Annotated in this window: 18 protein-coding genes and 1 pseudogene; 4 read left to right on the top strand and 15 right to left on the bottom strand. The window is 38.6% G+C overall.

The genetic code is table 11. The annotated features are described in order from the left end of the window. Window positions 1-328: IS30 family transposase (locus BLR79_RS04855; RefSeq protein ID WP_143338782.1), on the top strand; the 328-nt coding region annotated here is incomplete at its 5' end. Between the two features lie 82 nt (window positions 329-410). Here BLR79_RS04855 and BLR79_RS04850 read toward each other — a convergent pair. From BLR79_RS04850 to BLR79_RS04785, 14 genes are all read right to left on the bottom strand, one after another. After that, the gene (locus tag BLR79_RS04850; RefSeq protein WP_092085418.1) at window positions 411-1,799 is read right to left on the bottom strand and encodes a L,D-transpeptidase family protein; all 1,389 of its coding nucleotides are present in this window, start codon (window positions 1,797-1,799) and stop codon (window positions 411-413) included. A gap of 151 nt (window positions 1,800-1,950) precedes the next feature. Further along, complete coding sequence (gene gatB, locus BLR79_RS04845) at window positions 1,951-3,381, bottom strand: Asp-tRNA(Asn)/Glu-tRNA(Gln) amidotransferase subunit GatB (protein ID WP_092085416.1); 1,431 nt, start codon at window positions 3,379-3,381, stop codon at window positions 1,951-1,953. 9 nt (window positions 3,382-3,390) lie between these two features. After that, entirely contained in the window at window positions 3,391-4,842 is a 1,452-nt protein-coding gene (gene gatA / locus BLR79_RS04840) for an Asp-tRNA(Asn)/Glu-tRNA(Gln) amidotransferase subunit GatA (protein ID WP_092085415.1), read from the bottom strand. Window position 4,843: 1 nt separating this feature from the next. Then, complete coding sequence (gene gatC, locus BLR79_RS04835; protein ID WP_159427599.1) at window positions 4,844-5,131, bottom strand: Asp-tRNA(Asn)/Glu-tRNA(Gln) amidotransferase subunit GatC; 288 nt, start codon at window positions 5,129-5,131, stop codon at window positions 4,844-4,846. 76 nt (window positions 5,132-5,207) lie between these two features. Then, on the bottom strand, window positions 5,208-6,434 hold the full coding sequence (locus BLR79_RS04830; protein WP_092085411.1) for a CamS family sex pheromone protein: 1,227 nt from the start codon (window positions 6,432-6,434) through the stop codon (window positions 5,208-5,210). A 4-nt stretch (window positions 6,435-6,438) separates the two neighbouring features. After that, entirely contained in the window at window positions 6,439-8,466 is a 2,028-nt protein-coding gene (ligA, locus tag BLR79_RS04825; protein WP_092085409.1) for an NAD-dependent DNA ligase LigA, read from the bottom strand. A gap of 59 nt (window positions 8,467-8,525) precedes the next feature. Then, on the bottom strand, window positions 8,526-10,895 hold the full coding sequence (locus tag BLR79_RS04820) for a UvrD-helicase domain-containing protein (RefSeq protein WP_092085407.1): 2,370 nt from the start codon (window positions 10,893-10,895) through the stop codon (window positions 8,526-8,528). A 135-nt stretch (window positions 10,896-11,030) separates the two neighbouring features. After that, a complete protein-coding gene (locus BLR79_RS04815; protein WP_092085405.1) occupies window positions 11,031-11,702 on the bottom strand; it encodes a glycoside hydrolase family 73 protein in 672 nt (223 codons plus the stop codon). A 14-nt stretch (window positions 11,703-11,716) separates the two neighbouring features. Next, window positions 11,717-12,256, bottom strand: coding sequence for a hypothetical protein (locus BLR79_RS04810; protein WP_092085403.1), 540 nt, complete (start codon window positions 12,254-12,256; stop codon window positions 11,717-11,719). Between the two features lie 105 nt (window positions 12,257-12,361). Continuing rightward, on the bottom strand, window positions 12,362-14,065 hold the full coding sequence (locus BLR79_RS04805; RefSeq protein ID WP_092085401.1) for a serine hydrolase: 1,704 nt from the start codon (window positions 14,063-14,065) through the stop codon (window positions 12,362-12,364). A 137-nt stretch (window positions 14,066-14,202) separates the two neighbouring features. Continuing rightward, the gene (locus BLR79_RS04800) at window positions 14,203-18,078 is read right to left on the bottom strand and encodes an FtsX-like permease family protein (protein WP_092085399.1); all 3,876 of its coding nucleotides are present in this window, start codon (window positions 18,076-18,078) and stop codon (window positions 14,203-14,205) included. A 12-nt stretch (window positions 18,079-18,090) separates the two neighbouring features. Further along, complete coding sequence (locus BLR79_RS04795; protein ID WP_092085397.1) at window positions 18,091-18,792, bottom strand: ABC transporter ATP-binding protein; 702 nt, start codon at window positions 18,790-18,792, stop codon at window positions 18,091-18,093. A gap of 11 nt (window positions 18,793-18,803) precedes the next feature. Further along, a complete protein-coding gene (locus tag BLR79_RS04790) occupies window positions 18,804-19,994 on the bottom strand; it encodes a class I SAM-dependent rRNA methyltransferase (RefSeq protein ID WP_092085395.1) in 1,191 nt (396 codons plus the stop codon). Between the two features lie 132 nt (window positions 19,995-20,126). Next, the gene (locus tag BLR79_RS04785) at window positions 20,127-21,308 is read right to left on the bottom strand and encodes a hypothetical protein (protein ID WP_092085393.1); all 1,182 of its coding nucleotides are present in this window, start codon (window positions 21,306-21,308) and stop codon (window positions 20,127-20,129) included. Window positions 21,309-21,427: 119 nt separating this feature from the next. On the opposite strand from BLR79_RS04785, the gene BLR79_RS04780 reads away from it, so the two are divergent. Further along, on the top strand, window positions 21,428-22,138 hold the full coding sequence (locus BLR79_RS04780) for an RluA family pseudouridine synthase (RefSeq protein WP_092085391.1): 711 nt from the start codon (window positions 21,428-21,430) through the stop codon (window positions 22,136-22,138). A gap of 18 nt (window positions 22,139-22,156) precedes the next feature. On the opposite strand, the gene BLR79_RS04775 is transcribed toward BLR79_RS04780, so the two are convergent. Beyond that, window positions 22,157-22,915, bottom strand: a complete 759-nt coding sequence (locus BLR79_RS04775; RefSeq protein WP_092085389.1) for a nitroreductase family protein — start codon at window positions 22,913-22,915, stop codon at window positions 22,157-22,159. A 272-nt stretch (window positions 22,916-23,187) separates the two neighbouring features. Here BLR79_RS04775 and BLR79_RS04770 point away from each other — a divergent pair, with 272 nt between their 5' ends. Further along, window positions 23,188-24,498: an MFS transporter gene (locus BLR79_RS04770; protein WP_200778863.1), complete on the top strand. Its 1,311-nt coding sequence runs from the start codon at window positions 23,188-23,190 to the stop codon at window positions 24,496-24,498. Between the two features lie 44 nt (window positions 24,499-24,542). Continuing rightward, window positions 24,543-25,972: pseudogene (locus BLR79_RS09310) on the top strand (glycoside hydrolase family 32 protein). Window positions 25,973-26,065: the final 93 nt, after the last annotated feature.

The raw sequence follows: 26,065 nt of genomic DNA, 5'->3' as shown, positions 1-26,065 counted from the left end.
TGTAAATCAGTTGATTCAATCTTTCCCCAAAGAAGCTCTCAAAAGTTTCACCTCTGATCGTGGGAAAGAATTTGCTTGTTATTCAGACATCGAACAACAAAACATCGCTTTTTACTTTGCGGATGCTTACAGTGCCTGGCAGAGAGGGACTAACGAGAATTCCAATGGATTACTCAGAGAATTTTTCCCTAAACGCACAGATCTAGCTAAAATTACGGAACATGATCTTTTCAATGCGCTATGGTTGATAAACAATCGACCTAGAAAATGCTTAGATTTTAAAACACCTTTTGAAGTACTCATGCACGAACTCGTTCAGTTAGAATAACTTTTTGTCGCAATAATTATTGCAATTCATCTAAAATAAAAAAAGATGTTTACTCCAAAAATGAGTAAACATCTATGAAAAATTAAAAGACAATAACAGGCATTCCCATTTCAGCGTGGCTGAAGATCTCAGAAACGCTATCTAAAGGTGTATTAATACATCCTAAAGATCCCGACGTTGTATAAGCATTGCCCCCAAAGTAACCTTGCCAACTAGCGTCGTGGATTCCTTGAGCATTATCGTCAAATCCAACCCAATAAGCAACTGGAGTGGAGTAGCTAACGTTAGATACTGGGTTAAATCCAACTAAGTTTGTATTAGCTAACATACTATTAACTGCGTGAGCGCCTGGTTCAGTCGGTGTTACCCCGGCTGTTCCTGATACAATCGGTGTTTCGATTTCTAATTTGCCGTCTAAATATAAAAACATTGTTTGATGAGTTAAGTCGATCTCAATGTATGTATCGCCTACATCATCTTTTAAGTTTTGATTTGATTCCATCACCGTTCCCAATACAGCAGGTTCACGTTCAATATCTTCGTGATTTAATAAGTTGGCAATAATATTATTGGTTTCAATTTCCTTATCAATCGCCCAACCCATGTATCCTGGGATCACTTCGACTGTTCCTTGCAGAGTACTGTTAAATGAACGAACTTTATCAAAAGTAGCATACTGATCGTTTAATTCATCAATATAAACTTTGACTAAATGTTCGTCGATGACTAAGCGGTTATCTTCATCAAAATAGATCCAGCTTTCAATTAAATCTTGAGGAATAGTTACTTGATCGCCTGCAATGTCTAAGGTAACGTGAGTTGTTGCGATATCTTCAATTAATTGTAGCAGTGATTGAATTTCCTCATCCTCAGAAGCAACTCGAGGTTGTTGATAAGCATCTTTTAAATCTAATTTATTTTTTGATTTAGCTAAAGCATCTTTTACTGCATAACTTAATGAACCAACACTTACTTGGTCGCCCGCTTGACCTTCTTCTACTTGATAGCCAGCTTCTGGGGTATAAACTAATGCCGCTTCTTGAACGGGCGTACGATTGTCGTTATCAATATCTAACTGGTCAATCGCCTGAGCAACAGCTTCTTCATTAAATTGAATTTGATGCTCTAAAGGTTGTTGAATAACAAAGGGTTTGAAAAAGCTAATCGGCCACATTCTTGGGTCTTGCGCCTTATAAAGAGCTTCTAACTCCCCTTTAACGTTGTAAGTAGGCTCTAAACTTCCTACATCAACTTGACCTACTGCTTGTCCATCTTCTTCGACTTTAATAACCCGGCTAGATAAGTCAGATTCAATTTTTTCTTGTGCTTGATCAACCGTTAACTGACCAATTTTTACACCCGAAAAAGTTGTCCCGCCAGTAAAGCGTTTTGCATAATAACCTACCCCTCCAAAGTAAATGAGTACAAGAGATAATAGGATTAAAACACTTGTTATGATTTCTTTCCTCACAATGACTCGCCTTTCCGTATAATTAATATTACATCTTAATTAAAGTTGCTTTAATTAATATAACATAAGTTCAATTCAGATGTAACCCATTATATTGAAATTTAAATATTCAAAAGGCTCGCTAATAATTAACGAGTCTTTTGAAAGTTAATTAAGCATTTTCTAGAGCTTGCGCTAATAGCTTGTTAACAACTCCAGGGTTTGCTTGTCCTTTAGTTTTTTGCATCATTTGACCCACTAAGAAACCAATCGCACGTTTGTTACCACCTTTATAGTCTTCGACTGATTGTGGGTTTTCAGCTAATACTTCGTCAACGAATGGTTGTAGTTGAGCTGGATCACTTAATTGAACCATATTTTCGCGGTCTGCAATTTCTTTTGCGGATCCGCCTTCTTCAACTAATAAGCTAAAGAGTTTCTTCGCCATTTTAGTTGAAATTGTTCCGTCTTTAATTAAGCTGATCATTTCAGCTAAGTTTTCTGGCGTTAGAGCGATATCATGTAATGTTTTTTCTTCGCTATTTAAGTAAGCAGAAGTTTCACCCATTAACCAGTTAGAAGCTAATTTTGGATCGGCTCCTTTTGCGACGGTTTGATCGAAGAAGTCAGACATTTCTTTAGTGAGTGTTAAGACTTTTGCGTCATATTCTGGTAAATCGTAATCTTTAATATAACGTTCGCGTCGTTCAGAAGGCATTTCTGGTAAACTTTGACGAATTTCTTCTACCCACTCTTCTGGAACTTCAAATGGTGGTAAGTCCGGTTCTGGAATTAAGCGATAGTCAGATGCTTCATCGTCTACACGTAAAGAAACGGTTTCGCCCGTTCCTTCAACATAAGCACGGGTTTCTTGAACAGGTGTTTCCCCTGCTTGAACCATTTCTGCTTGACGAACTTCTTCAAATTCAATTCCGCGACGAACGTAGTTGAAACTGTTTAAGTTTTTAATTTCGGCTTTATTACCGAATTCTTCTGAACCAAATGGTCGAATAGAAACGTTCGCGTCACAACGAAGAGAACCTTCTTCCATCTTCACATCAGATACTTCTGTATAAAGTAACTTCTCGCGTAATGCCTCTAAAAAGGCTTGTGCTTCTTTACCAGAGCGAATATCTGGGTGAGTGACGATCTCAACTAAAGAAGTTCCTTGACGGTTTAAGTCAACATATGAATAGCCGTCATTTCCATGGGTGTTTTTACCTGCATCCGCTTCTAAGTGAAGTCTTTGAATGCGAATACGGCGAGTTTTACCGTCGACTTCAATGTCTAAATAACCGTCGTACCCGATTGGACGGGCATCTTGGGTAATTTGGTAAGCTGATGGGTTATCTGGATAGAAATAGTTTTTACGGTCAAAATGCATTTCGTTATGAATTTGACAGTTTATCGCTAAGGATGCACGGATCGCATACTCTACTGAGCGACGGTTAACCACAGGTAATACCCCTGGATAAGCCCAGTCAATTTCATTAGCATTCGCATTCGGCGCGGCTCCAAAGTGAGCTGGAGACGGACTAAAAGCTTTTGAATCGGTTTTTAATTCAACGTGGACTTCAAGTCCAACGACTGTTTCAAAGTTCATGGGTACCTCCTATAATGATGGCGCTTGGCTTGTGAAATCATGGTTTGTTTCATAAGCGTGAGCGGCTTGATAAATTGTTTTTTCATTCAGTGGTTTTGCCATTAATTGAATTCCAATTGGCATACCTGCTTTGTCGACACCTGCTGGGAATGAGAGAGCTGGAATACCGACTAAGTTGGCAATAACCGCCACATTGTCACTCATATCCGCTTGAGCGTCTTCCATTGTTTCACCTAATTTAGGAGCGGTAACAGCAGTTGATGGTGCAAGAATAAGGTCATAGTCTTCTAAAAGTTCCATAACACTATTCACTAATAATGTACGAACTTTCGCTGCTTTATGGTAGAAAGATTCTTTATTGCGTTGAACAATCGAAGCTGTTCCTAACATCATACGTGTTTTAACTTCTTCACCGAATCCTTGAGTACGGCTTTTAACGTAAACTTCTTCTAAGTTTTGAGCATCTTCTGCGCGGTAGCCGTATCTTAAACCATCGTAACGTTGTAAGCTCGTTGAGGCTTCCCCGTAAGCTAAAATTTCATATAAGCGTGCAATATGAACGGCCAGTGGAATCGAGACTTCTTCAACTGTTGCTCCTTGTTCGCGGTAAAAGTCCGCTGCTTCTTTAACTGCTTGACGAATGTCTTCACTTACATCGTCGCTCATAAATTCTTTTGGTAAAGCAATTTTTAATCCTTTAACTGATTCACCAATTTTTGATGAAAAGTCATATTGAACATCTTGTAAGCTTGTTGAATCTTTCTCATCATAGCTAGCGATTGCTTCTAAAAGTAACGCGTTGTCTTCAACAGTTAAAGTCATTGGACCAATTTGGTCAAAACTTGATGCAAAGCTAATACCACCCCAGCGAGACACTAAACCGTAAGTTGGTTTTAAACCGACTAAGTTAGTGTAAGCGGCTGGTTGACGAATGCTTCCGCCTGTGTCTGTTCCTAGTGCAGCAGGTACTAAACGAGCCGCAACAGCTGTTGCAGATCCTCCGGAAGAACCTCCTGGTGTACGTGTGGTATCCCATGGGTTATGAGCTGGGTAGAAATAACTTGTTTCATTGGATGGACCCATAGCAAATTCATCCATGTTGGTTTTACCCATAATGACAGCGCCAGCTTCTTGTAATTGGCGAACAACCGTTGCATCAAATGTAGCAACAAAGTCTTCGAGCATTTTAGAAGCGGCAGTTGTTTTAAATGCTTTTGTTAAAATATTGTCTTTAACAGCTACAGGAATACCGTTTAGTAAAGGAGCATCTCCTTTGTAACCTCTTTCATCTGCTTGTTTTGCTTGTTCTAGAGCGTACTCTTTATCTAACCATAAAAAAGCACCTAATGCTTCATTGTGCTCTTCGATTTGGTTGTAGTAATGCTCTACTAATTCAACGGATGTGAATTTTACTTCTTGTAAACCTTGTTTTAGTTCCTTCATTGTTTGTGGATAACTCATGTTAAGCCTCCTCCATAATTGCTGGTACACGGATAAATCCGTCTTCTGTATCGATCGCATGTTCTAAAATCTCATCGCGATTTTCGACAGGTTTTGGTACATCTTCACGATAAACATTAATAATGCGATTACCGTAATAAGTTCCTTCAACATTTGACGTATCGATCGTTTCCATTTCCTTAGCAAACTCTTCGATACGTTTAAAGCGATCAACGATTTGATCTAATTCTTCATCACTTAGATCTAGCTTCATAATCGCAGCAATATGGCTCATTTCTTTACGAGACATCATAATCTTTTATTCCTCCTATAGCTTGACTTAATACTATTATTTTATCACACGTCATAACAAAAAATGAATCATTTTAACGTCTAAAAACGTGAGTTGTAAACTCTTTTTGACCGGCGTCACGGCCGATAAATCCTTCCGTTCCTTCACTGGAAATAATGCGAATTTCAATCAGCACATCTTGAGGTAATGTATTTTGTCCGACGTCAACAACGTGTTGAGTTAACGCTGCAATTTCCGTTATTTGATAAAATTGCGTAATGATTTCTATATTTAAAGTAGATAAGTTGTTGTCAATGTATAACGCTTCCGCACTGATTCCATTTAAATTCGGGAAGAAGTCATTAACTTGGTTTCTAAATTCAGTAAAGAACACGGCTTGGTCGCTACCCTCTGGGGTTGGTAATAATACACGACGGTTATTTAACTCTGTCCAATCAGACACCGCATTACCTTCTCTAGAAATTCCATCTAAGACATAAGTACCGCCAACAACTTCTTCATCTTTTGCTTGTTGGAAAATACCTACTATAATTGGCACAGAGCGTAGACGCTCGTCGTTTCTCAAGCGGCCAATAATAATATTCGCATAAGACTTACCGCGTTCACGTAATTCCCCTTGGGAAATTTCTTGTTCGTAGACGTTTCCATTATTATCTGTATAAGAATACACACTATTCATTGATAATCCAATCGCCACTCCGGCTAATTCATAACCGTCTTCTGTTTCAATGACGATATCTTTTTCTAAAATTTGGTTTAAATAAATGGGTGTTGAGTCGACATCTGTAATGACTTGGTTATTTTCTTCGCCTTCTTGAGTGGATTCAGATTGTTCTTCTGGGTTTTCCGGCTCGCTAGTCGATTCTTCTGCTTGGGATTCTTGTTCTCTTTCAGGTTTCGTTTCCTGCTGAGGGTTTAATCCATCCGGATTATCTGTTGATTCGCGGCTAACCCATTGGGTTAGCGTTTCTGCATTAATAATTTGTCCTTCTCTTAAGAAATATTGATCCGTTGGAAAGACATTTTTAGTAATTTGAAGTAATCCTTCTTCAAACGCGCGCATATTACTGCTAGAAGTGACGTGTTGATCTGCACTGGCTGAAGAGGCTACTTGATATCGGCCATCTTCAATGACAGCTCGGTAAAATTCATCTGATAATTGATTACGCGTTGTTTGAACGCCAGAAGTGGTAGTCGTTGGGTTCGTAGTTTCGACCACTTCTTGATCTAATCGGTTTAAACACCCTGTTAAAAGCATAATAGAGGATCCTAAAGCGATCCATTTAAATTTACGATGCATATTTTTATCCCTCACTTTCAATTAGTTGTTCCATAAACATTTCTTCAGTGTATACTTCAATGCCTAGCTCTTGAGCCCGGGTTAATTTGCTGCCAGCTTTTTCGCCGGCTACGACAATGTCTGTATTAGAAGACACACTGCCAGTTACTTTAGCTCCTAAAGCTTGTAGGCGTTGTTTAGCTTCATTACGAGTTAATTGTTCTAGCGTTCCCGTTAAGACAACGGTTTTGCCAGTCCAAAAGTTGTCTTGTTGGTTTAAATCTTCTTGGGTCATTCCTAAGTAGTTTAAATTCACACCTAACTCTTTAAATTCGGCAATCATCTTTTGATGATCTAAATCACTCATATACATAACTAAAGATTGGCTAATAATATCGCCAATACCATCGATGTTGCTGATCTCTTGGGCCGTTGATTGTTGGATGCGGTCCATCGTCTCAAAACGTTGAGCGATTAAAAGGGCTGCTTTAGAGCCGATGTGATGAATCCCTAAACCAAAGAGCAAACGTTCTAGAGAGTTTTCTTTAGACTGTTGAATCGCATCGTACATATTTTGAGCAGTTTTTTCGCCGACTCGTTCTAACGTTAGAAAATCTTCTTTGGTTAAACGATATAAATCAGGAAAAGTTTGGACTAGTTCTTGTTTTAAAAATTGCTGGATCATCTTTTCGCCGATTCCAGAAATATTCATCGCATCCCGAGAGACAAAGTGAATCCATTGTGCCATTTGTTGAGCAGGACATAAAGGATTAACACATCGTAAAGCCACTTCCTCATTGATACGAACCAGTTCGTGGTCACACTCAGGACAATGAGTTGGAATAAATAGAGGCTTTGCTTCTTCAGGTCTCTTTTCTAAAATGACTCCGGTCACTTCAGGAATAATATCGCCTGCTTTATGAACCGTAATCGTATCCCCTAAGCGAACATCTAGAGTTTGAATTAAATCAATATTGTGTAAGCTCGCTCGTTGGACAGTGGTCCCTGCTAAGTGAACGGGATCCATTAAAGCCGTTGGTGTAACAACACCCGTCCGTCCAACGGTCCACTCGACCTCTCGAAGAATAGTTTCTTCTAATTGAGCAGGGAACTTATAAGCGATCGCCCATCGTGGCGCTTTAACGGTGTAACCTAATTGTTCTCGGTAATTAAATTGATCTACTTTAACAACCACGCCATCGATTTCATAAGGTAAGTTATGACGTTTTTGACTAATTTCATCAATAAAAGCCATCACTTCATCGACTGTTTGACAAAGTCGGTTCAATGAATTCGTTCGAAAACCTAAAGCGTCCAGTTGCTGGAATAACTCTTCTTGCGTTTGTGGTTGAAAGGTATCGTTTAACGAAGCACTGTAGACAAACATATTTAGTTGCCGCTTAGCCACTTGTCTAGGATCGACTTGCCTTAATCCCCCAGCAGCTGCGTTTCGAGGATTAGCAAAAGGCGGCAGTCCTTCTAAGTCTCGTTCTTCGTTGAGCTGAGCAAACACGGCTTTAGGCATGTAAGCTTCGCCTCTTACTTCCACGGTTTGATTTTTTCTAAGCGTTAGTGGTAAAGAGCGAATTGTTTTTAAGTTAGTTGTAATATCTTCGCCGACCGTCCCGTCACCGCGGGTCGCTCCTTGAACAAATTGGCCTTCTTCGTAGTTTAAATTAATGGCTAAACCATCAATCTTACATTCACACATAAAAGTAACGTCAGGTCCGGTAGCTTTTTTGACGCGGTCAATAAAACTTTCAATTTCTTGACGGTTAAAAGCGTTACTTAAACTGTACATCGGTGTATCATGTTCAACCTTTTGAAACCCTTCTAATAATACATCGCCAACTCGTTGGGTAGGAGATTGGGGTGTGATCCATTCGGGATGTTGTTGTTCAATGGTTTCTAACTCTCGGTAAAGTTGGTCATATTCACTATCAGAAATAGTTGTCTGATCTAACACGTAATATTGATAAGCATATTCATTAAGCTCTTTAATTAACCTATTTAAACGTTCTTTTTGCTGTTCGACACTTAAAGCATCTGTCATTTATTTGACCTCTTTTCCATTGTATTAGTATATCACGGAATATCTAACTTCGCATCGATCTATTCTATCTTTTCAATTGGAGCGTAAGCGGCGAGTAAATCTTTAATGCCTTGCGAATCAAAGGCAACCTTTAAAGTAACTTCTCCTTCATCGCCACTGATTTGAACAATGGTTCCTTCGCCCCAAGCGCGGTGATCGACTTTGTCGCCGACTTGCCAATTGACTGACTCACCTGAATGTTGGACAGGTCGAGGTGGTTTTTTACTTAATAATGGGGAACGAAAACTTGGCTTTTTACGGCCATAAGAGCGGGACTCATCATAAGCAACCGCTGAACGAAAACTTGGGCGAATACTTTGAACAAGATCTTTATCAATTTCATCAATAAAACGACTCATCGCATTGTACTGATGGCGTCCATAAAGTAAACGGCGCTTAGCATGGGTTAAATATAACCGCTTTTCTGCACGAGTCATACCTACGTAAGCTAGACGACGTTCTTCTTCTAAATCTTCTTCATCATCTAAAGAACGACTAATTGGAAAGAGCCCTTCTTCCATTCCAACCATAAAGACGTATGGAAACTCTAACCCTTTAGCCGCATGAAGAGTCATCAAGGTCACTTCATCTCCGGCATTTTCTTCTTGATTATCCGTCACTAAAGATAAATTCGTTAAAAAGACGGTCAATGCTTCTAACCCTTCATTGTCTTCTTCAATAACCGGCTCCTCGCCGTCTAAAGCTAACACGAAGGACTCACCAATAGAAGGTGTATTCATTAGCGTCGTTTCTTGAATTGGCGCCGTAGGACGTTCTTGCTGGAAATCCGGGTCTGTTTCTTGTTCTTCTGGATCATAAGTTTCGTCGAATTCTCGGGTAACGGATTCAAATTCTTCTAAGTTTTCTAAGCGACTTTTGGATTCTAAATCGTTTTTGCGACGTAAATCAAGCACATACCCACTTTGCTCCCATACTTCTTCTAATAAGTCGGTCACGTTAAAATAAGTTGCTTGTTGTCTAAGTCGGTTAATCATTTGGTAAAATTCTTTAAGTTTTCTTTGAGACGCGGCTGGCACGTTGGAGTGCTCAATCATTTCGATCGCTTTAAACCAACTGACATTGGTTTCATTAGCAAACGCAGCTAAACGTTCAACGGTTGTTGGACCAATGCCTCGTCTTGGCACATTAATAATTCGGTTAAAGCTAATGTTGTCATTAGGGTTAGCAATTAAACGTAAATAGGACATGGTGTCCACAATTTCTTTACGAGCGTAGAACTTTAGTCCTCCGATAATTTTGTAAGGAATATTAGCAGTCATCAGACGTTCTTCCAAACTACGCGACTGAGCTTGGGTACGGTAAAGAATCGCAAAGTCACTGTAAGAACACCCTTTATCTTCTTTTAATTGGGCAATTTGCTGAATGACAAATTGAGCTTCTTCTAAATCTGTTTGGGCTTCATAGTGTTGGACTTTATCTCCTTGCCCGGCTGCCGTCCAAAGTTGTTTGTCTTTTCGTTGGACGTTATTAATGATGACACTGTTCGCAGCATCTAAAATACGTTGAGTTGAGCGGTAATTTTGTTCTAATAAAATAACCTTCGCGTTAGGATAATCTTCTTCAAAGTTCAACATATTTTCCATCTTCGCCCCACGCCAACCATAAATACTTTGATCCGCGTCCCCTACGACACAAACGTTTTGAAGAAGGCCTGATAAATAACGAATAAGTAAATACTGAGACTCGTTTGTATCTTGATACTCATCTACGTGAATGTATTGAAATTTATTTTGGTAAAAACGGCGAATATCTTCATGGTCTTCCAATAATTGGACCGTGAGTAAAATTAAATCGTTAAAATCCATCGCATTGGATTCTTTTAAACGTCGCTGGTATAAATGATACACTTTCGAATAAATTTCACCCATAAAGCCTTCGGCTTCCTTGGCAAAATCTTCTGGCATCATTCCTTTATTTTTAGCATCATCAATAACCCATAACATGTCTTTATAACTGAAACGGTTACTATCTAAATCTAAGTCTTTTAAAACTTGTTTCATAAGGGTTTGTTGTTCACTTGGATCGACAATTGAAAAGTTATTCGTATAACCTACAAAAGCCGCTTCACGACGTAAAATGCGAGCACACATTGCGTGGAAGGTTGAAACCCAAATGGCTTCTGCTTTATCCCCGACTAGTTGTTGTACACGCTCTTTCATTTCAGTAGCTGCTTTATTCGTAAAGGTAATGGCTAAAATATTCCAAGGATTTACATCTTTCATCTCTACTAAATAGGCGATGCGATGAGTTAATACGCGAGTTTTCCCACTTCCAGCCCCAGCAGCAATTAATACCGGACCTTCTGTGGTTAAGACCGCTTCTTTTTGTTTATCGTTTAATTGTTCAATGCTTTCAAGTAAAGATGACACGCTAGTTCCTCCTTATATAGTTTCACTTATCTATTATAACAAACCCCCGAAACGTTAGCACTTTCTTTCATAAGCGATAGGGGAAATTAAAAAAAGAATTTGAAAAGGTTTATTCCTCTTCAAATTCTTAACGATTTATTTAGCATCATACTGGTCTAATTGCCAATATTCAATCATTTCAATGATTTTATTTGCATAACCTGGATCGGTCGCATAACCTGCTGATTGAAGTCCTTTAGCTTGCGCTTTATAATTTTTACCTTCTAAAACGTCTGAATAAAAATCTTCATCCCAAGAAGTTCCGTAATATAAAAGTTCCGAATGTTTGCGCAATGATTCTTCCCATGAGCTGTACACTTTAAAGCGATCGGTAATTTCAATCCATTCCCCGTCAATATATTCGTCAGTTACAAAATTGACACCATTGGGGTCACTGGCTTCTGTTTTAACGCCAAATAAATTGTAATATTGACTGGCTAGTTCACTATGGCCGTAATTCGACTCTAACGCTGCTTGAGCTAAAATAACACTGGGCAAAATACCATAGGTTTGTTCCAGTTCTTGAGCGGTAGGAGCTAATTGTTCGATAAATGCACGTTTTTGTTTTTGGGAGATCATTCCTGATGGAGTCAGCCAATCTTCCATTGGACTAAAGGGTTTGTCCCATTGCCATTTTAGTAGAGCTAGGAGTAAAAAAAGGCAAATAATAAAAATCGCGATTCGGTTAATCGTTTGAAATACTGATGTTGGATTTTTAAATAGTGTGTGCCACGGTTTCTTTTTAACATTGCGCTTTCTTTTACTCATAGGTCACCTCGTACTTACTCCTTGTTACGAACACTACCTTTCAATTGCTCACTTTGATTATCAACCCATTCAAGTAAACAGACTTCATTGGATTCAATTTGTTGACGGATAATGCCCGGTAATCGTAATTCAATAATATCATTATACCCCCATAAATGGTAATCAGCAACGAGTTGTAAGATCGTCGCATTCGATTTTCGAGGACTATCCACTTCATTGGCTTCGGTTTGATGCCATTCAATTCGAGCCATATTATGTTGCATCCATGTTTTAGCAATTTGGAACTTTAAAAATGTATATTCTTTAACTGGATCTTTAATGACTTCCGGGAACAATTCACAATTGCGGACAACTTTTTGAACGAGCATCCATTCATAATCCGTAAATAAAGTCGCTAAGATTTGAATGTTGTCATAGCGTAAACCTTGCTCGCCTTTCTTCCATCGGTCCCAACTTTGAGCTGAAATGCCTAACTGGGTCGTATAGAACGCTTTTTCGCTAACATATTTTTCTTTGACTGCATGTAATACAATTTCAATTAATGCCGGATTCATAACCATCACCCTCCACGTGTATCTTTTAACTCATTATACACCTAAGGGGTTAACTTTTCTAGTCTAGTAATAAAAAAGACCGACTAAACGTCGATCTTTGAAAAATTAGTTAGCATTTCCATAGTTATAGTTTGGATCAGTGTTATACCAACGACCGTCTTCACCTTGATACCATTCTTCTGGATTTAATTCCCATGGTCTAAGTTGTGGTTGGACGGGTTGTGGTGCAGGTGCGGGTACAGGCTCTGGGGCTGGAACGGGTTCTGGTACCGGAGCAGGAGCCGATTCCGGTTCAGGAAGAGGCGCTGGCTCTGTACTGCCTGTTTCAAAGTATAAAACTAATGATTGTAAACTTTGAGCGATCTGATCGACCGCAACAGCTTGATCAGAAGTTCCTTCATCTAAAATAACAATAACGTAAGTGTCTTGTTCTGTTTCGATAACTCCTGCGTAATATTGATTGCGATCGTTGTCGGCTGTGACTAATTCGCTACGGGTTAAAATATCAATATTATGTAGTCCTTGAGCTGGGAATTTATCAGTTACTGGACTTAAGCGTAATAGCTCTAAGTAACTATTAGATGACTCTTGAGATAATAGTGTTTCTTCTACTAAATGAACAAGTAATTGGCTAACATCTTGCGCTGTTGTAACGGATCCAGTAACAGTCCCGTTTGGATCTAAAGCAAGTTGTTGTGTAATTTTAGTAGAGAAGTAACCTTTTTCTTTTAACCAACGGTTAAACTCATTCGGACCACCTGTTACTTGAATAATATGGTTAATCGCAGTTGCGTCATGGGTTTGGACAGCATTTGAGAACAACTCGTGTAAAGTGACTTCTTCACCGACTAAGCTTGCGGTCACGCCTTCGTCTTCTTTAGCTACAAGAGCTTCGTCAATCGTTACCATTTGATCTAAGTCTACTTCTTGGTGATCGCTTAAGTCATAGGCTCTAGCGATGGCGAATAAAGCGATCAGTTCTGACGCTTCAACTACTTGATCATTGTATACAAAAGGTAAGTCTTGATCACTTACATGCATCGCAACATGAACGGATTCTGAAGATCCGAAGTCTTCCGTCATAATTTCGTTAAACTGAGTCACTAAACTTTCATCCACCGTCATTGATGGTAGTTGGTAATCAATTTGCTCATTCAAATCGTATTCCGAAGCTTTAATTGTTAACGTTTGCTCTAAGTCATCTGATCCTACAACAGATAGCGAAGGATCATTGTAAGTTAAAACGACTTTCTGATTTTCTTTTTGTAAAGAATAATCTTCTAGAGAAGTAACATTACCTTGATTGTCCACTTCAAAAGCGAATGTATTCGAATCAATTTCGTCTAAGTTTCCTTCAAAATCTAAAGTAACTTTCACTTGCGGATAAAGGGATACATCTACTTCGTGATTTTTCAGCGTTAACTGAGTCGCTTCTTGAGTAAACTCTTGACCTTCTTGATCCGTCGCTGGTGCTTGATCTTCTTCATTTTCTTGTGGCTTAGTTTGGTCTTCTTCTACTTGAGACGAAGATTCGACCACTTGAGCCGTATCGTTATTAGAAGAACCAAAATACCCCATTAACTTACTTGCATAGGTTGGCCCGTACACAAAGAGTAAAAAGACCACCATTAAGGCTAATACTAATTTTAAGACGTTCCAAAGAATGGATAATCCACCTTTGGATGAACGGGGTGTGTCTGGTTCAGATTGTTTCTTTAATTCCGCCACTTCTGCTGGGGTAAATTCATGCCCACAGTAGGCACATTGAGTTGTACTTCTTATATATCTTCCACAATTAGGACATTGCATCGTCACAAGACCTCCTGAATTTATTTCTCATTAAAACTTGAGTAACATACCTTAATAACATACCACATTTTCACTATATAGTCTAAGCTTTTTAGATCTAAAAAAGCCAACTCTTATAAAGAGCTGACTTTAGAAGATTAGTCGACCCCTTTAAGGGCTTCGACCATATTAATATGTTTCAATTTAAAATGCATCACTAACATAACGATCATCGAAAAGGCAAAGGTCATCACAACGGACCAAAGATAACTATTAAAATGAATTTGAGGATAAAACAGCAGTTCATCTAACTCAACCACATTTAATATATATCGGTTTAAGATCTTTCCTGCGATAAGTCCCAATCCAGTCCCTAATGCCGTTAAGACGAGGATTTCGTAAAAGATATACAAGCTTACTTCATAATCGTAAAATCCTAACACTTTAATCGTTGACAGTTCACGAATGCGTTCGGATACGTTAATGTTTGTTAAGTTATATAACACAACAAAAGCTAATCCAGCTGCCGAAACAATAAGAACTAACGTGACGATATTTAAACTTTCTAACGCTGAGGCTGTACTTTGACGAAGAGAGTTAATATCTACCGTCGTTAAAACATTCGGTAAATCGGTGATCGCTTGTTCGCTTTCCGCTCGTTGATCTAAATTAGTATACTTAACGTAAACGCCTGAAAGTTCAGGTTGTTCGTGGAAAACTTCTCCAAAAGTTTCTTCATCCATATAAACATAATGACCGACATAGTTTTCAGCAATCCCTGTAATGGGAATATTAAACATTTGTCTTGTATCATCATATAGCGTTAGCGTGTCACCGACGGATAAATGATACAATTTGGCTAACTTTTCAGAAATAACCGCCCCTTGATTAATGGATAGCCGTTTCTTTTCTTGACGGTCCTTTAAATGAACAAATTGTTCAAAGACTTCCTGTCCTTCTAAAGGTGTAATAACGGATACATCTTGAGGAGGCACGTTACCTTCTCTAGCTTCTAATTGTTTAGCCGCTACGGCTAATGTATCTTCAATTCCTTTAATTTCTTCAAATTGAGCTTTAACTTCATCGACACTTGAAGACGCTTCGTTATCTAAATAAACGAGCCCGTCAAATTGTTGAATGCGGTCAAATTGATCTTCGATCATTCCTGTAATCGAATCACTCATCCCAAATCCTGTTAAAATAAGCATCGTACATCCTGCCACTCCGACTAACGTCATTAAGTTACGCCCTTTATAACGAAGTAAATTGCGAACTGTCATTTTTTGGTTAAACGTTAATCGTTTCCATAAGCTATCCCATTTTTCTAACATAATTTGATGACCGGCTTTAGGAGGCTCAGGAACGAGAAGGCGAGCCGGTTGGGTTTGTAGCATAGAATGAGGCGTCCAAATAGCTGGACCTAAGGCCGAGACAAGAGCGATAACAGCAACCATTATAATAGTTAAAATAGAATAACTAACATGCACCGTTCTAAAGTTATACATTGTGCTATAAGCTTCCACAATCATTGTTGGAAAGACTAAGTAGCCAATAATTGACCCCGCGATAATCGCTAATATAGCCGCAATACCTGCGTAACTGGCAAATTTCGATACAATGACTCGCTCAGGATAGCCCATTTGAAGCATTGTTCCCATATAGTTACGTTGCTCATCAGCCATGCGTTTAATCGTTGTAAAGGTTACAAGAATCGCAATCGCAAAAAATAAAACAGGAAATACATTACTAATTTCATTAATCTTTTGCGCGTTGTCGTATAAAGAATCATAAGCTAAAAAGTGATCTCTTAAATGAACGTAATAGACGGGTTCTTCTAACTCTTTCAGTTCATCCTTTGCTTCTTGAAGGGTATCTTCAGCCTCTTTTAATTCTTTTAACGCTTGCTCTTTTTCTTTTTTGAAGTTATCCAGTTCGTTTTTGTAAGTTTTTTCACCTTCATCAAGAGACTGTTTTGCTTCATCTAATGTTTGTTTTTGGCGATTTAACTCATTTTGTCCTTCTTGAAGAGCTACTTCACCTTGAGATAACTGAACTCTTGCCGAAGCTAGTTGTTGTCGGCCTTGTTCTAATTCTCGGTATCCTTCATCTAAAGCACGGCGACCTTGATCTAGCTCATTTTTTGCTTGATCTAATGCTTTTTGACCTTCTGTTTTTTTATTTTGTAGGGTTTGTTGCCCTTGAATAAGCGCTTGCCTTCCAGCTTTTATTTCTTCACCGGCGTTTAGCCCTTTTTCAACTTCGGTTAGTTGACTTTGAAGGGCTTCTTTGGCTTGTAAAAATTCAGCCGCTCCAGCCACTAACCCTTGTTTACTTTCTTGTAGTTGATTGGCTGTTGCTTCTAGTTCAGCCACTTGACTTTGCAGGTTAGCAAGTTGGTCTGAGGTTAGCAGTGTATTTTGTAATTCATTGAGCTGTGCATTTAATTGGCTGAGTATTCCTTGATGCTCAGAGATTTGACCGTTGACTTGCGCAATGCGTCCGTCGATTTCAGAAAGATCTTCTTGTTCAGCTAGAGCGCCTTTTTGAGCTTGGTAATCGGCTAATTGTGCTTTGAGTTGCTCAATCAAGGTGATCTGGGTTTGAATTTGAGCTTCAATCTGGCTTGTGTCAATTTGACTGTCTTGTTCAATTTGCGCCTTTAGCTCATTGATTTGACCCGTTACCTTTGCGATCTTCCCGTCTAAATAGTGAACAGCTTCGTCAATAGTAGTCGCATTCCCACCCGTTGCGCCCCGGGCTAGTTCAGCTTCTTTTTGTGCTAATTCATCCAGTTTATTTTTTAATTGTTGTTGACTATTTAAAAGATTTGGTTTTTCCTTTTCAAAAGCTTGCGCTTTTTCATTTAAAGAGTTTTGGGCTTCTTGTAATTCTTCTTGGCCTTTTTTTATTTCTTCTTTAAGAGTTTTCTGACCTTTTTGCCACTGGTCTAGACCTGTTTGATAGTCTTTTTCTTTGTCGTTAAGAAGTTGAAGACTCTCTTCTAAAGCATTCGCACCGGCTTGATAGTCCGCTCTTCCTTGGTCTAATTCTTGGCGCTTGTCATTTAATAACCCTTGCGCTTTTTGTAATTTTTTAATTCCTTCGTCATATTCCTTTTGGTGTTGGTCTAATTCTTGACGGGCTTTATCTAATTTCTTTTGACCTTCGTCTAATTCGTCATAGCCGGACTGAATCTCTTTTTCCCCTTCAAAAATATCCTGTTGTAAAGTAGCTCGCAATTCATTGAGTTTAGAAAGAGGACGCCCGTTAAGAATTGCTTCAATATCTTCTTGAGCTTTTTTTGCGACGTCGTCATATTCTTTTGTATAAGCGTCGTACTGTCTTGATTTATCAACCCAAAAATAAACTTCCGTTGATAAATCCCCTGCCACTGCTTGAGTAGGGATCACCGCAAAACCTGATAAGTTTCCTTTTTGGTTTGATTGAAGCCCTCTTGCATACCGCTCAAAATAAATCGGCGTATCGACAAAACCTACCACTTCAAACTCTTTTTGAGTTAAATAAGGTGGCTTCATTCCTTCAATAAAATCACCACTCGGCGGATCAAGTTCTTGAATGTTTACTTTTTGGCCAATTTGAAAGCCATCTTCCTTACTTTCAGTTCGTAAATAAGCCGCATCGAGGGCTATTTCGTTATCCTTTTCAGGTAATCGTCCTTCTACGAGATTAAATAAACTATGATCTGGATTTTGGTCATAAGTAAATAACTTTAAAATTTGATTATCAGGATCCAACACTCCGTCAATGGACTGCATCGCTAACCACTGAATACCTTCCAGTGTATTTAACTGTTCTAAATCTTTATCATCAATTCCCATCGTAGATAACACGGTCCCGTCAGGTAAATTTCCTTCTTCATAGGCACTGCGAGCTCCTTTAATCATCGAAGGGCCGGCTGATTTAATACCGACAAAAAAAGCCACGCCTAGTGTCATAATTAAAAAGATCGATAAAAAACGTGGCCATGATTTTAAAATTTCTCGTAAATTATCTTTCCATACCGTTTTATTCATCTTTTTACCTCCTTACCAATAAATATCTTTTACTGGTGTCGGATGATCATTTAATTCAATGGATTCTACTTTACCGTTACGAATATTAATCACTCGGTGAGCCATAGGAGCAATAGCCGTATTATGAGTAATGACGACGACGGTTGTGTTGAGTTCTTGAGCGGTATTTTGAAGAAGTTCTAAAATCTGCTTACCCGTTTCGTAATCTAACGCCCCTGTCGGCTCATCACACAAAAGTAATTTAGGGTGTCCAGCAATAGCTCGGGCGATAGAAACCCGTTGTTGTTCTCCTCCGGATAATTGAGCTGGAAAATTGTTCATCCGGTGTTCTAATCCCGTTAGTTTTAAGACTTCTTCTGGGCTAGAATCGCTATTAGCAATTTGAATCATCAGCTCCACATTTTCCTTAGCCGTTAAGTTAGGAACTAAGTTATAACTTTGAAAAACAAACCCCACATTATGGCGACGAAACTTAGTTAATTGTTGCGGGGTGTAATTGGCGATATTTTCGCCATCAATTTCAACCACACCTGACGTAGCGTCATCCATTCCGCCTAAAATGTTTAAAACTGTTGATTTCCCCGCACCGGAAGGGCCTAAGATAACAACAAATTCACCTTGTTCAATATCAAAAGAAACCCCATCATTAGCACGAGTCACGACGTCGCCTGTAACGTATTCTTTGACGACGTCTTTTAAATGAATATAGGCCATACTATCCCTCCTTACTGGGCGCGGTAAAATACAAGAACTTTTAAATACTGACTTGCTTCATCCATTGTCGTTGGAAAGTCCATAGGTAAGTCGAAACTTTGAATTAACTGGCACATCCCTGGGTGATTTAACCCTACTTCCACCATACCTTGTTGAAAGTCTTCTAAGGAATAACCGCTATGGTTCGTACTTAAAATAGCCATGCCACCCGGGCGAGTTAAATTAAACACTTGATGAGCCAACGCTTTATAATCTTGGTCTGCGACAAACTGATAATCCTTTGTTCTAGCAAAGCTTGGTGGATCACACACCACTAAATCAAAATCAATCTCGTGGCGATTCGCATAGTGAATATAGTCAAACACATCCATCACACGAATTTCATCTTCCAAAGTATCGGGATAAATGCCATTTAAGTCAAACTGTTCTTTTGTTTTCGGTAAACTTCTGTTAGCCACATCGACACTAACGGTCTTGCGCGCACCACCTACCGCAGCCGCCACGGAAAATCCTCCCGTATAACTAAATAGGTTAAGAACATCAAGGTCTAAGCTTTGTGAATTAACAAATTGCCTTACTTCTCTTTGATCCAAAAAGAGCCCGGTCATCCATTCTTCTCCTAAATAAATCGCAAAGCGAAGATCGTTTTCTTTAATTACAAGCGGGTGAGGTGCCGGATGGCCGTAAGTGTGTTTAATTTGCCATTCATTATCCTTTGTTTTAAATCGTTTTGTTTCATAAACTCCTTGGATTTTTGGCAATTGTTCTATTAAACAGCTGACTAATAAATCACGGTAACTGAAGATGCCTTTGGAATACCAATTAATTTGAATAAAACCGTCATACCAATCAACCGTAAAGCCTCCAATTCCATCGCCTTCTCCGTTAAATAAACGAAAAGCGGTGGTCGATTCACTATTAAATAATGTCTCTCGGCGGTCAATTGCCTCGGTAAAGCACGTAGTAATAAAGTCTTGATCCCAAAACGCGTGAGAGTCTAATGTAAAGATCCAGCCTAACCCTTTATTTTGACGACCGATCAATGCTTTAGCCGCTAAATCTCCTGTTGGACTTTCTAAAAGAACAACTTCTCCTTCTTGTAACGTATCAACCGCAAAAGGGTGTTCTAAATCCTCTACTTGTAGTAGACGTTGTCCTTGTTGTATTTTCTTATATGCTAATGGTTTTAATTGAAGTGTCATATTTATTCACCTTATTTAACTTTCTTTGATCGATTTTATCGTAACAGTTTAAGAGGTTTCAAAGCAATTATTTGACGTCTAATTTGCGAAACCTTGACTGATAAAAAAACGCCCCCTCAGGAGGCAGTTTGTTTACTTTGTTTTAGCTGTATTCACTTTTAGTGCTTCTTTTAGTAGCGTTTCAAAGCCTTCGGGGGACATGGCGTTAAATGAATTTTCGGCAGGAATCGTTGTTTCGTCTAATGGGGTAAACTGATAGTCCATTTGAAACTCATAGGTTCTAAATGAATTGCTTTCGGGATTAAAGACATCAATGTTACGACTTTCAGATAATCCTTCTAAAATAATATGGTACGCTTTTGTTTCCTCATCAATCGTCATACATAACCGAGTCAGCTTACTAATAATATCAGTATTGGTCGATTCTAAAGAGCGATCAAACGTCACTTGTTGCGGATCGTCTTCTTTTGTAGCTAACCCTTTAGGTACAAAAGAAGCAAGACGGTGAGCATTGGAGTGGGTGTTCATTTGAAATAACGCCCCACCTGTTCCTGTAGCGATATTCAAGCGATGACTCATCAATACATCCCACTCATAGAAATTATAATAAACTTGTTGTTGATCTAAATCTAACTGCACCGTATCGTTGAACAATAAGTGCTGAACTCGGTCAAAAACAAAGGACGGGATTTCAACCCGTTCTAAATCTAAGTAATAATGTTGATTTAACTTCCATAGTTGAGTTTTATCCATTCGACTTAAGCGTTCAAAATCGGGATGTAAAATTAAACTTTGCAGTGTCTCTTCGACTAAATTCACCGGACTTGTTTCTACTTCAACGAAATGCTTTTTATAAGGGGCTAGTCGTTCTTGAGCGTTGGATGGAAAGATCGGCTGTTTAAAGTAAGCCATAGACCATAAATATTCCACTAAATTAACATAAGAAGACTCAAACCCATTATAACTTCTAAAAGAATAAATATATTTCGACGGATTATACCCGCGATAATAATAAGTAAAATCTCCTTGAATATCTTGTTTATCTTGGTCGACTTGAAACAGAGCGTGGGACATGATATGTCCACTTCGCTGGTTCGTCCACGTCATTTCGACTTGATATTTTTCAACCTCTTTTACAGACTGTAACAATTGAACCCAATCTGTATATTGATCTTCTACTTGTTGGCGTGAATAGGTCGCATGATGAGTGGGTAAGTTTTGTTCTATGTGTGACGCGGCTTGAGTGAGTGTAGAACATCCCATTCCTAGTAAAAAGCCGCATAGAATAATTAAACAATGACGAACTTTTTTCATTTTGACCTACCTTTCCTATTCGTTAATAATTTAACTATACCGAACTTAGAACAAAATAGCATTTAAAATTGAGTTAATTTTCTTTCATGATATGATGAACTTTGAAAGGAGTGGATGGTATGCACATCAATATACTCTATGAAGATAATCATTTAATCGTAGTTGAAAAGCCGGTCAACATCGCCGTTCAAGGGGATCAATCGGGGGATAAATGTGTTTTAGACTATTTAAAGGACTTCATTAAACAAAGGGATAACAAGCCGGGCAATGTCTTTTTGGCCTTAGTTCACCGTTTAGATCGCCCTGTCGGAGGGGTGTTAGTTTGCGCTAAAACTTCTAAAGCTGCCTCAAGACTTGCTAATACATTAAGACTGAGACAAATGGAACGGTCGTATTTGACCATCGTTCATCGCCTCGACCGCCCAATCGATGAAAAGTGGACCGATTATTTATGGAAAGATCGCCAAAAAAACTTAGTCTATTCCGTCTCAAAAAATAAAAAAGGAAGTCAAAAAGCGACTGCCTACTACAAAACGTTAGAAACAGACCCTCACCATCAACTCAGTTTAATGAAAGTCAAACTCAACACGGGACGTTCCCACCAAATTCGCGTTCAACTTAGCTCCAGAAAATGCCCTATTTGGGCAGATCACCGCTATGGCCGAATGACGAAAGAAGAAGCCGGCGAACAAATCGCATTATGGGCTTACTCTGTTTCTTTTAAACACCCAACCCGAGATGAAGTGATTTATGTGACTTGTCCGCCACCAAAAAATAAAGTTCCGTGGCGATACTTTAATATTGAAGATAAAGAAAATCGACCTAGCTAAATTGCTAAGTCGATTTTTTTATTTATCTTCTAAACCTAAATCAAAGCCTTGAGATTCGATCACCCGCAACATTTGTGCTCTTTTGGGGTTAAAGCGGTCCAATTGAGTAAGGACACTATTAGTGTAACTGTCGTGGCGTTGGTTACGAGTTCTTGTATCGTAATAATGGGTCATCTCTTCGTCAAAATCAGCTAATGCTTCCACGTAGTGGCGATGCATTGGGTAGCCATTTTCTCCTACTAGAAAATCTAAAGACATTCTTGGTTTTAACTCTGGATTATCATCCGGGAAGCCAAATCCTAAACCAACGATAGGGAACGTATATGGAGGTAAGTCTAAAATTTCTACAGTTTTAGCTGGATCATTTAAAATACTTCCAAAATAAACCGCCCCTAATCCATCAGACTCAATGGCATTGGTCATATTTTGCGAAGCTAAATAAGCATCGGCAACTCCTTGGAAAAAGCGATCCATCGTCGCGGTATGTTCTGTTGAATAACCTTTTTCCTCAGCAATTTGGTGGATTCGGTAACAGTCCACAATAAAAATGAATAATTCAGGCACATCTTTTAAGTAAGCTTGGTTCGCTACTTTTGAAAGGGCTTCGCGTTTTTCTAAGTCTGTGACGCGAATGACTGAATAAGATTGTAATCCAACACTCGTTGCGGTACGACGCATGACTTGTAAATATTGTTCTAGTCTTTCGCTAGAAACGGGTTCATCTTTAAAAAAGCGCATCGTACGGTGATTCAATTGATGTTTCATTGTTTCATTCATGACATTTCCTCCTTAATCGTCTTCACTTTAACTTTAACATGATCTACCAAAAGAACCTACTCAGACGCTTTTTACGGATTTTTACGTGAAGATTAACACAATTTATTCATTTTTTAGCGACTTAAAAATCCTGTAAACGTTATCACACTCAAGGTTTAGAAGTACAGCGCCAATCTTTTAAAAATAAATTTCGGTTAACCGGTTGACATGTAAGCGGTTTTAAATTATACTCATAGTCGTAAAGTTATTTAACCTTGTGTCAACCGGTTGTCATGAGTAAAAATCACAATTTTTATTTGATAGGAGGATTTATCGTGTCTAAACTTACCGCATTTAAAAACGAGTCCTATTTGCAAAGTTCATTGTCACTTCTTTTGTTCTTTGCTTCTTGGGGTGTTTGGTGGTCATTCTTTCAACTATGGCTTACTTCTGAATCCAACGGACTAGGCTTATCTGGAAGTGCTGTAGGAACCATCTTTTCTGCTAACTCGTTTGTTACTTTAATTTTAATGTTCTTTTACGGAACCTTACAAGACAAGCTTTACATTAAAAGAACGCTGTTAATTTTTTCAGCCATTCTCGCAACGCTAGTAGGTCCTTTCTTTATTTGGATTTATGCACCCCTACTTGAAAATAACTTTAACTTAGGTCTTTTAGTTGGTTCGTTATTTTTATCCGCTGCTTACTTAGCTTCTGTTGGGGTCTTTGAAGCGGTGACGGAACGTTTTAGCCGGTTATTTTCATTTGAATATGGTCAAGCAAGAGCATGGGGTTCTTTTGGTTACGCACTCGTTGCCTTAGCTGCTGGGTTTTTATTTGTTAAAGATCCTCATTTAAACTTTTGGACTGGTTCATTTTTCGGCTTATTGTTACTACTAAACTTACTCTTTTGGAAACCAAAAGCTGAACGAGTTGCCAGCGAACAATTTGAAGAAGCCCAAGCAAGTAGCACCCCTTCTTTAAAAGAAATGTTCAACTTGTTGAAGTTACCTGAATTATGGACGATTATTATTTTCATCGTCTTTACATGGACCTTTTATACAGTTTTCGATCAACAAATGTTCCCTGATTTCTATACAGGATTATTTACCTCTCAAGCTGATGGAGAGAAGATTTATGGAACATTAAATGCGATTCAAGTGTTTTGTGAAGCGTTAATGATGGGTGTTGTTCCGATTATTATGCGTAAACTAGGGGTACGCAACACCTTACTTCTTGGCGTAACCATTATGTGTGCTCGTATCGGTTTATGTGGCTTTGCGACTACTCCTGTTACAGTATCCATTATTAAAATGTTACACGCTTTAGAAGTGCCTTTATTTACATTACCAATGTTTCGTTACTTTACTTTACATTTTGATACAAAATTATCTGCCACACTATATATGATCGGTTTCCAAATCGCTGCTCAAATTGGGCAAGTTATTTTATCTACGCCGCTAGGTATTTTAAGAGACAGTGTTGGTTACCAATCAACTTTTAAATTAATTTCTTTAATTGTTCTAGCTGCAGGCATTTACGCCTTCTTCATCCTTAAAAAAGATCATGAAGATGTGCTAGGCGATCCATTTATCCGTTCTTAGTATAAACCTTTTGAAAACAAATATTAGAAAGCGAGCGAATTATTATGACTCAAAAACCAATTGAATTAACCAATGACCGTTATCGTTTAGGCTATCATATCTCTTCTCCAAGTGGTTGGATTAATGACCCGAATGGCTTTTGTTACTTTGATGGCTATTATCATATGTTCTATCAACACCATCCCTATAGCGCTGAGTGGGGTCCAATGCATTGGGGGCACGCTCGAAGTAAAGATTTAGTTCATTGGGAATCATTACCCATTGCGTTAACTCCAGGTGATCCTGAAGATAAAGATGGATGTTTTTCAGGAACAGCCATCGAAAAAGATGGGGTTCTTTACTTATTCTATACGGGTCACCATTATTACGGAGATAACGACCCAGATCATTTCTGGCAAAACCAAAACATGGCTTACAGTACCGATGGCATTAACTTTACTAAATATGAAAAGAACCCAATTATCGCCAAAGCACCTGAAGATAATACTCACCACTTTAGAGATCCAAAGGTTTGGAAGCACGAAGATACTTATTATATGCTTTTAGGAAGTCAAGGAGATGATGAATTAGGTCGCGGTATTATTTACACATCCTCTGATTTATTAGAGTGGGAATATCAAGGACCGATGTCCAAATCAGACGGTATTTTAACGGAAGGTTATATGTGGGAATGTCCGGACTTTTTCGAGTTAGATGGTAAATTTGTCTTCTTATTATCTCCTCAAGGAATTGAAAAAGGCGAGAAAAAACATTTAAACTTATTCCAAAACGGCTATTTGTAGGAGACTTTGATTACGACAATACAACCTTTACTCGTGGTAAGTTTACCGAGTTGGATAAGGGTCATGACTTCTACGCCCCACAAACAACTTTAACACCGGATGGACGTCGTATTTTAATCGGTTGGATGTCTATGTGGGAAAGCTATATGCCTGAGAAAGTAGACGGTTGGGCTGGAACGTTAACCGTTCCTCGCGAGTTATCTTTAAAAGACGGTTATTTATATATGAAGCCAGCTAAAGAGTTAGAACAATTACGTGTTGGTGAAGGAATTAATACTTCAACTAAATTAACCGGGAACTTAACTCTAAGCGAAGAGTCTTCTTATGCAGAAGCGTTGATAGATGTTGATCTATCTAATACGAATGATCAAGTGATTAAATGGACCCTTGAAGCAAATGGTGAGTCCCTCATTGATCTAACTTATGATCAAAAAGAAAATGAGTGGACATTAGTGCGTAGTGACCGCAAAGATGATCCGCGTTACGCAACCATTAAAGAATGTGATCAAGTCAATATTCACGTCTTTATTGATAAAAGTTCCGCTGAAATCTTTATTAATGATGGCGAAATTGTCTTTACTGAACGTTACTACACTGAAGACACACCAAATATGGTCTTAAACTTAGAAAAAGAAGCGCCAGTTTCAAGTACTGTTTATCAATTAGAAGATCACGCTGTAACTTATGACTAAACTAACATCGTTTAAGTTGAAGTAGCCTTTTGGTTGCTTCAACTTTTATATTGTAAGGGTATCATACATATGTGACACGAAAACATAAAAAAA

Origin of the sequence: Dolosicoccus paucivorans (assembly GCF_900100125.1) — a bacterium.
GTDB lineage: Bacteria > Bacillota > Bacilli > Lactobacillales > Aerococcaceae > Dolosicoccus > Dolosicoccus paucivorans.
The sequence above is the reverse complement of the archived record's forward strand: the minus strand, read 5'-3'. Positions and strand labels throughout refer to the sequence as shown.

What these genes read in the sequence shown, in the direction of transcription:
- ligA (WP_092085409.1), bottom strand. Translation starts at nt 8,466, where the DNA reads ATGACAGATGCTTTAAGTGTCGAACAGCAAAAAGAACGTTTAAATAGG.
- BLR79_RS04815 (WP_092085405.1), bottom strand. Translation starts at nt 11,702, where the DNA reads ATGAGTAAAAGAAAGCGCAATGTTAAAAAGAAACCGTGGCACACACTA.
- BLR79_RS04810 (WP_092085403.1), bottom strand. Translation starts at nt 12,256, where the DNA reads ATGAATCCGGCATTAATTGAAATTGTATTACATGCAGTCAAAGAAAAA.
- gatA (WP_092085415.1), bottom strand. Translation starts at nt 4,842, where the DNA reads ATGAGTTATCCACAAACAATGAAGGAACTAAAACAAGGTTTACAAGAA.
- BLR79_RS04780 (WP_092085391.1), top strand. Translation starts at nt 21,428, where the DNA reads ATGCACATCAATATACTCTATGAAGATAATCATTTAATCGTAGTTGAA.
- BLR79_RS04800 (WP_092085399.1), bottom strand. Translation starts at nt 18,078, where the DNA reads ATGAATAAAACGGTATGGAAAGATAATTTACGAGAAATTTTAAAATCA.
- BLR79_RS04830 (WP_092085411.1), bottom strand. Translation starts at nt 6,434, where the DNA reads ATGCATCGTAAATTTAAATGGATCGCTTTAGGATCCTCTATTATGCTT.
- gatC (WP_159427599.1), bottom strand. Translation starts at nt 5,131, where the DNA reads ATGTCTCGTAAAGAAATGAGCCATATTGCTGCGATTATGAAGCTAGAT.
- BLR79_RS04790 (WP_092085395.1), bottom strand. Translation starts at nt 19,994, where the DNA reads ATGACACTTCAATTAAAACCATTAGCATATAAGAAAATACAACAAGGA.
- BLR79_RS04770 (WP_200778863.1), top strand. Translation starts at nt 23,188, where the DNA reads ATGAGTAAAAATCACAATTTTTATTTGATAGGAGGATTTATCGTGTCT.
- gatB (WP_092085416.1), bottom strand. Translation starts at nt 3,381, where the DNA reads ATGAACTTTGAAACAGTCGTTGGACTTGAAGTCCACGTTGAATTAAAA.
- BLR79_RS04795 (WP_092085397.1), bottom strand. Translation starts at nt 18,792, where the DNA reads ATGGCCTATATTCATTTAAAAGACGTCGTCAAAGAATACGTTACAGGC.
- BLR79_RS04785 (WP_092085393.1), bottom strand. Translation starts at nt 21,308, where the DNA reads ATGAAAAAAGTTCGTCATTGTTTAATTATTCTATGCGGCTTTTTACTA.
- BLR79_RS04775 (WP_092085389.1), bottom strand. Translation starts at nt 22,915, where the DNA reads ATGAATGAAACAATGAAACATCAATTGAATCACCGTACGATGCGCTTT.
- BLR79_RS04805 (WP_092085401.1), bottom strand. Translation starts at nt 14,065, where the DNA reads ATGCAATGTCCTAATTGTGGAAGATATATAAGAAGTACAACTCAATGT.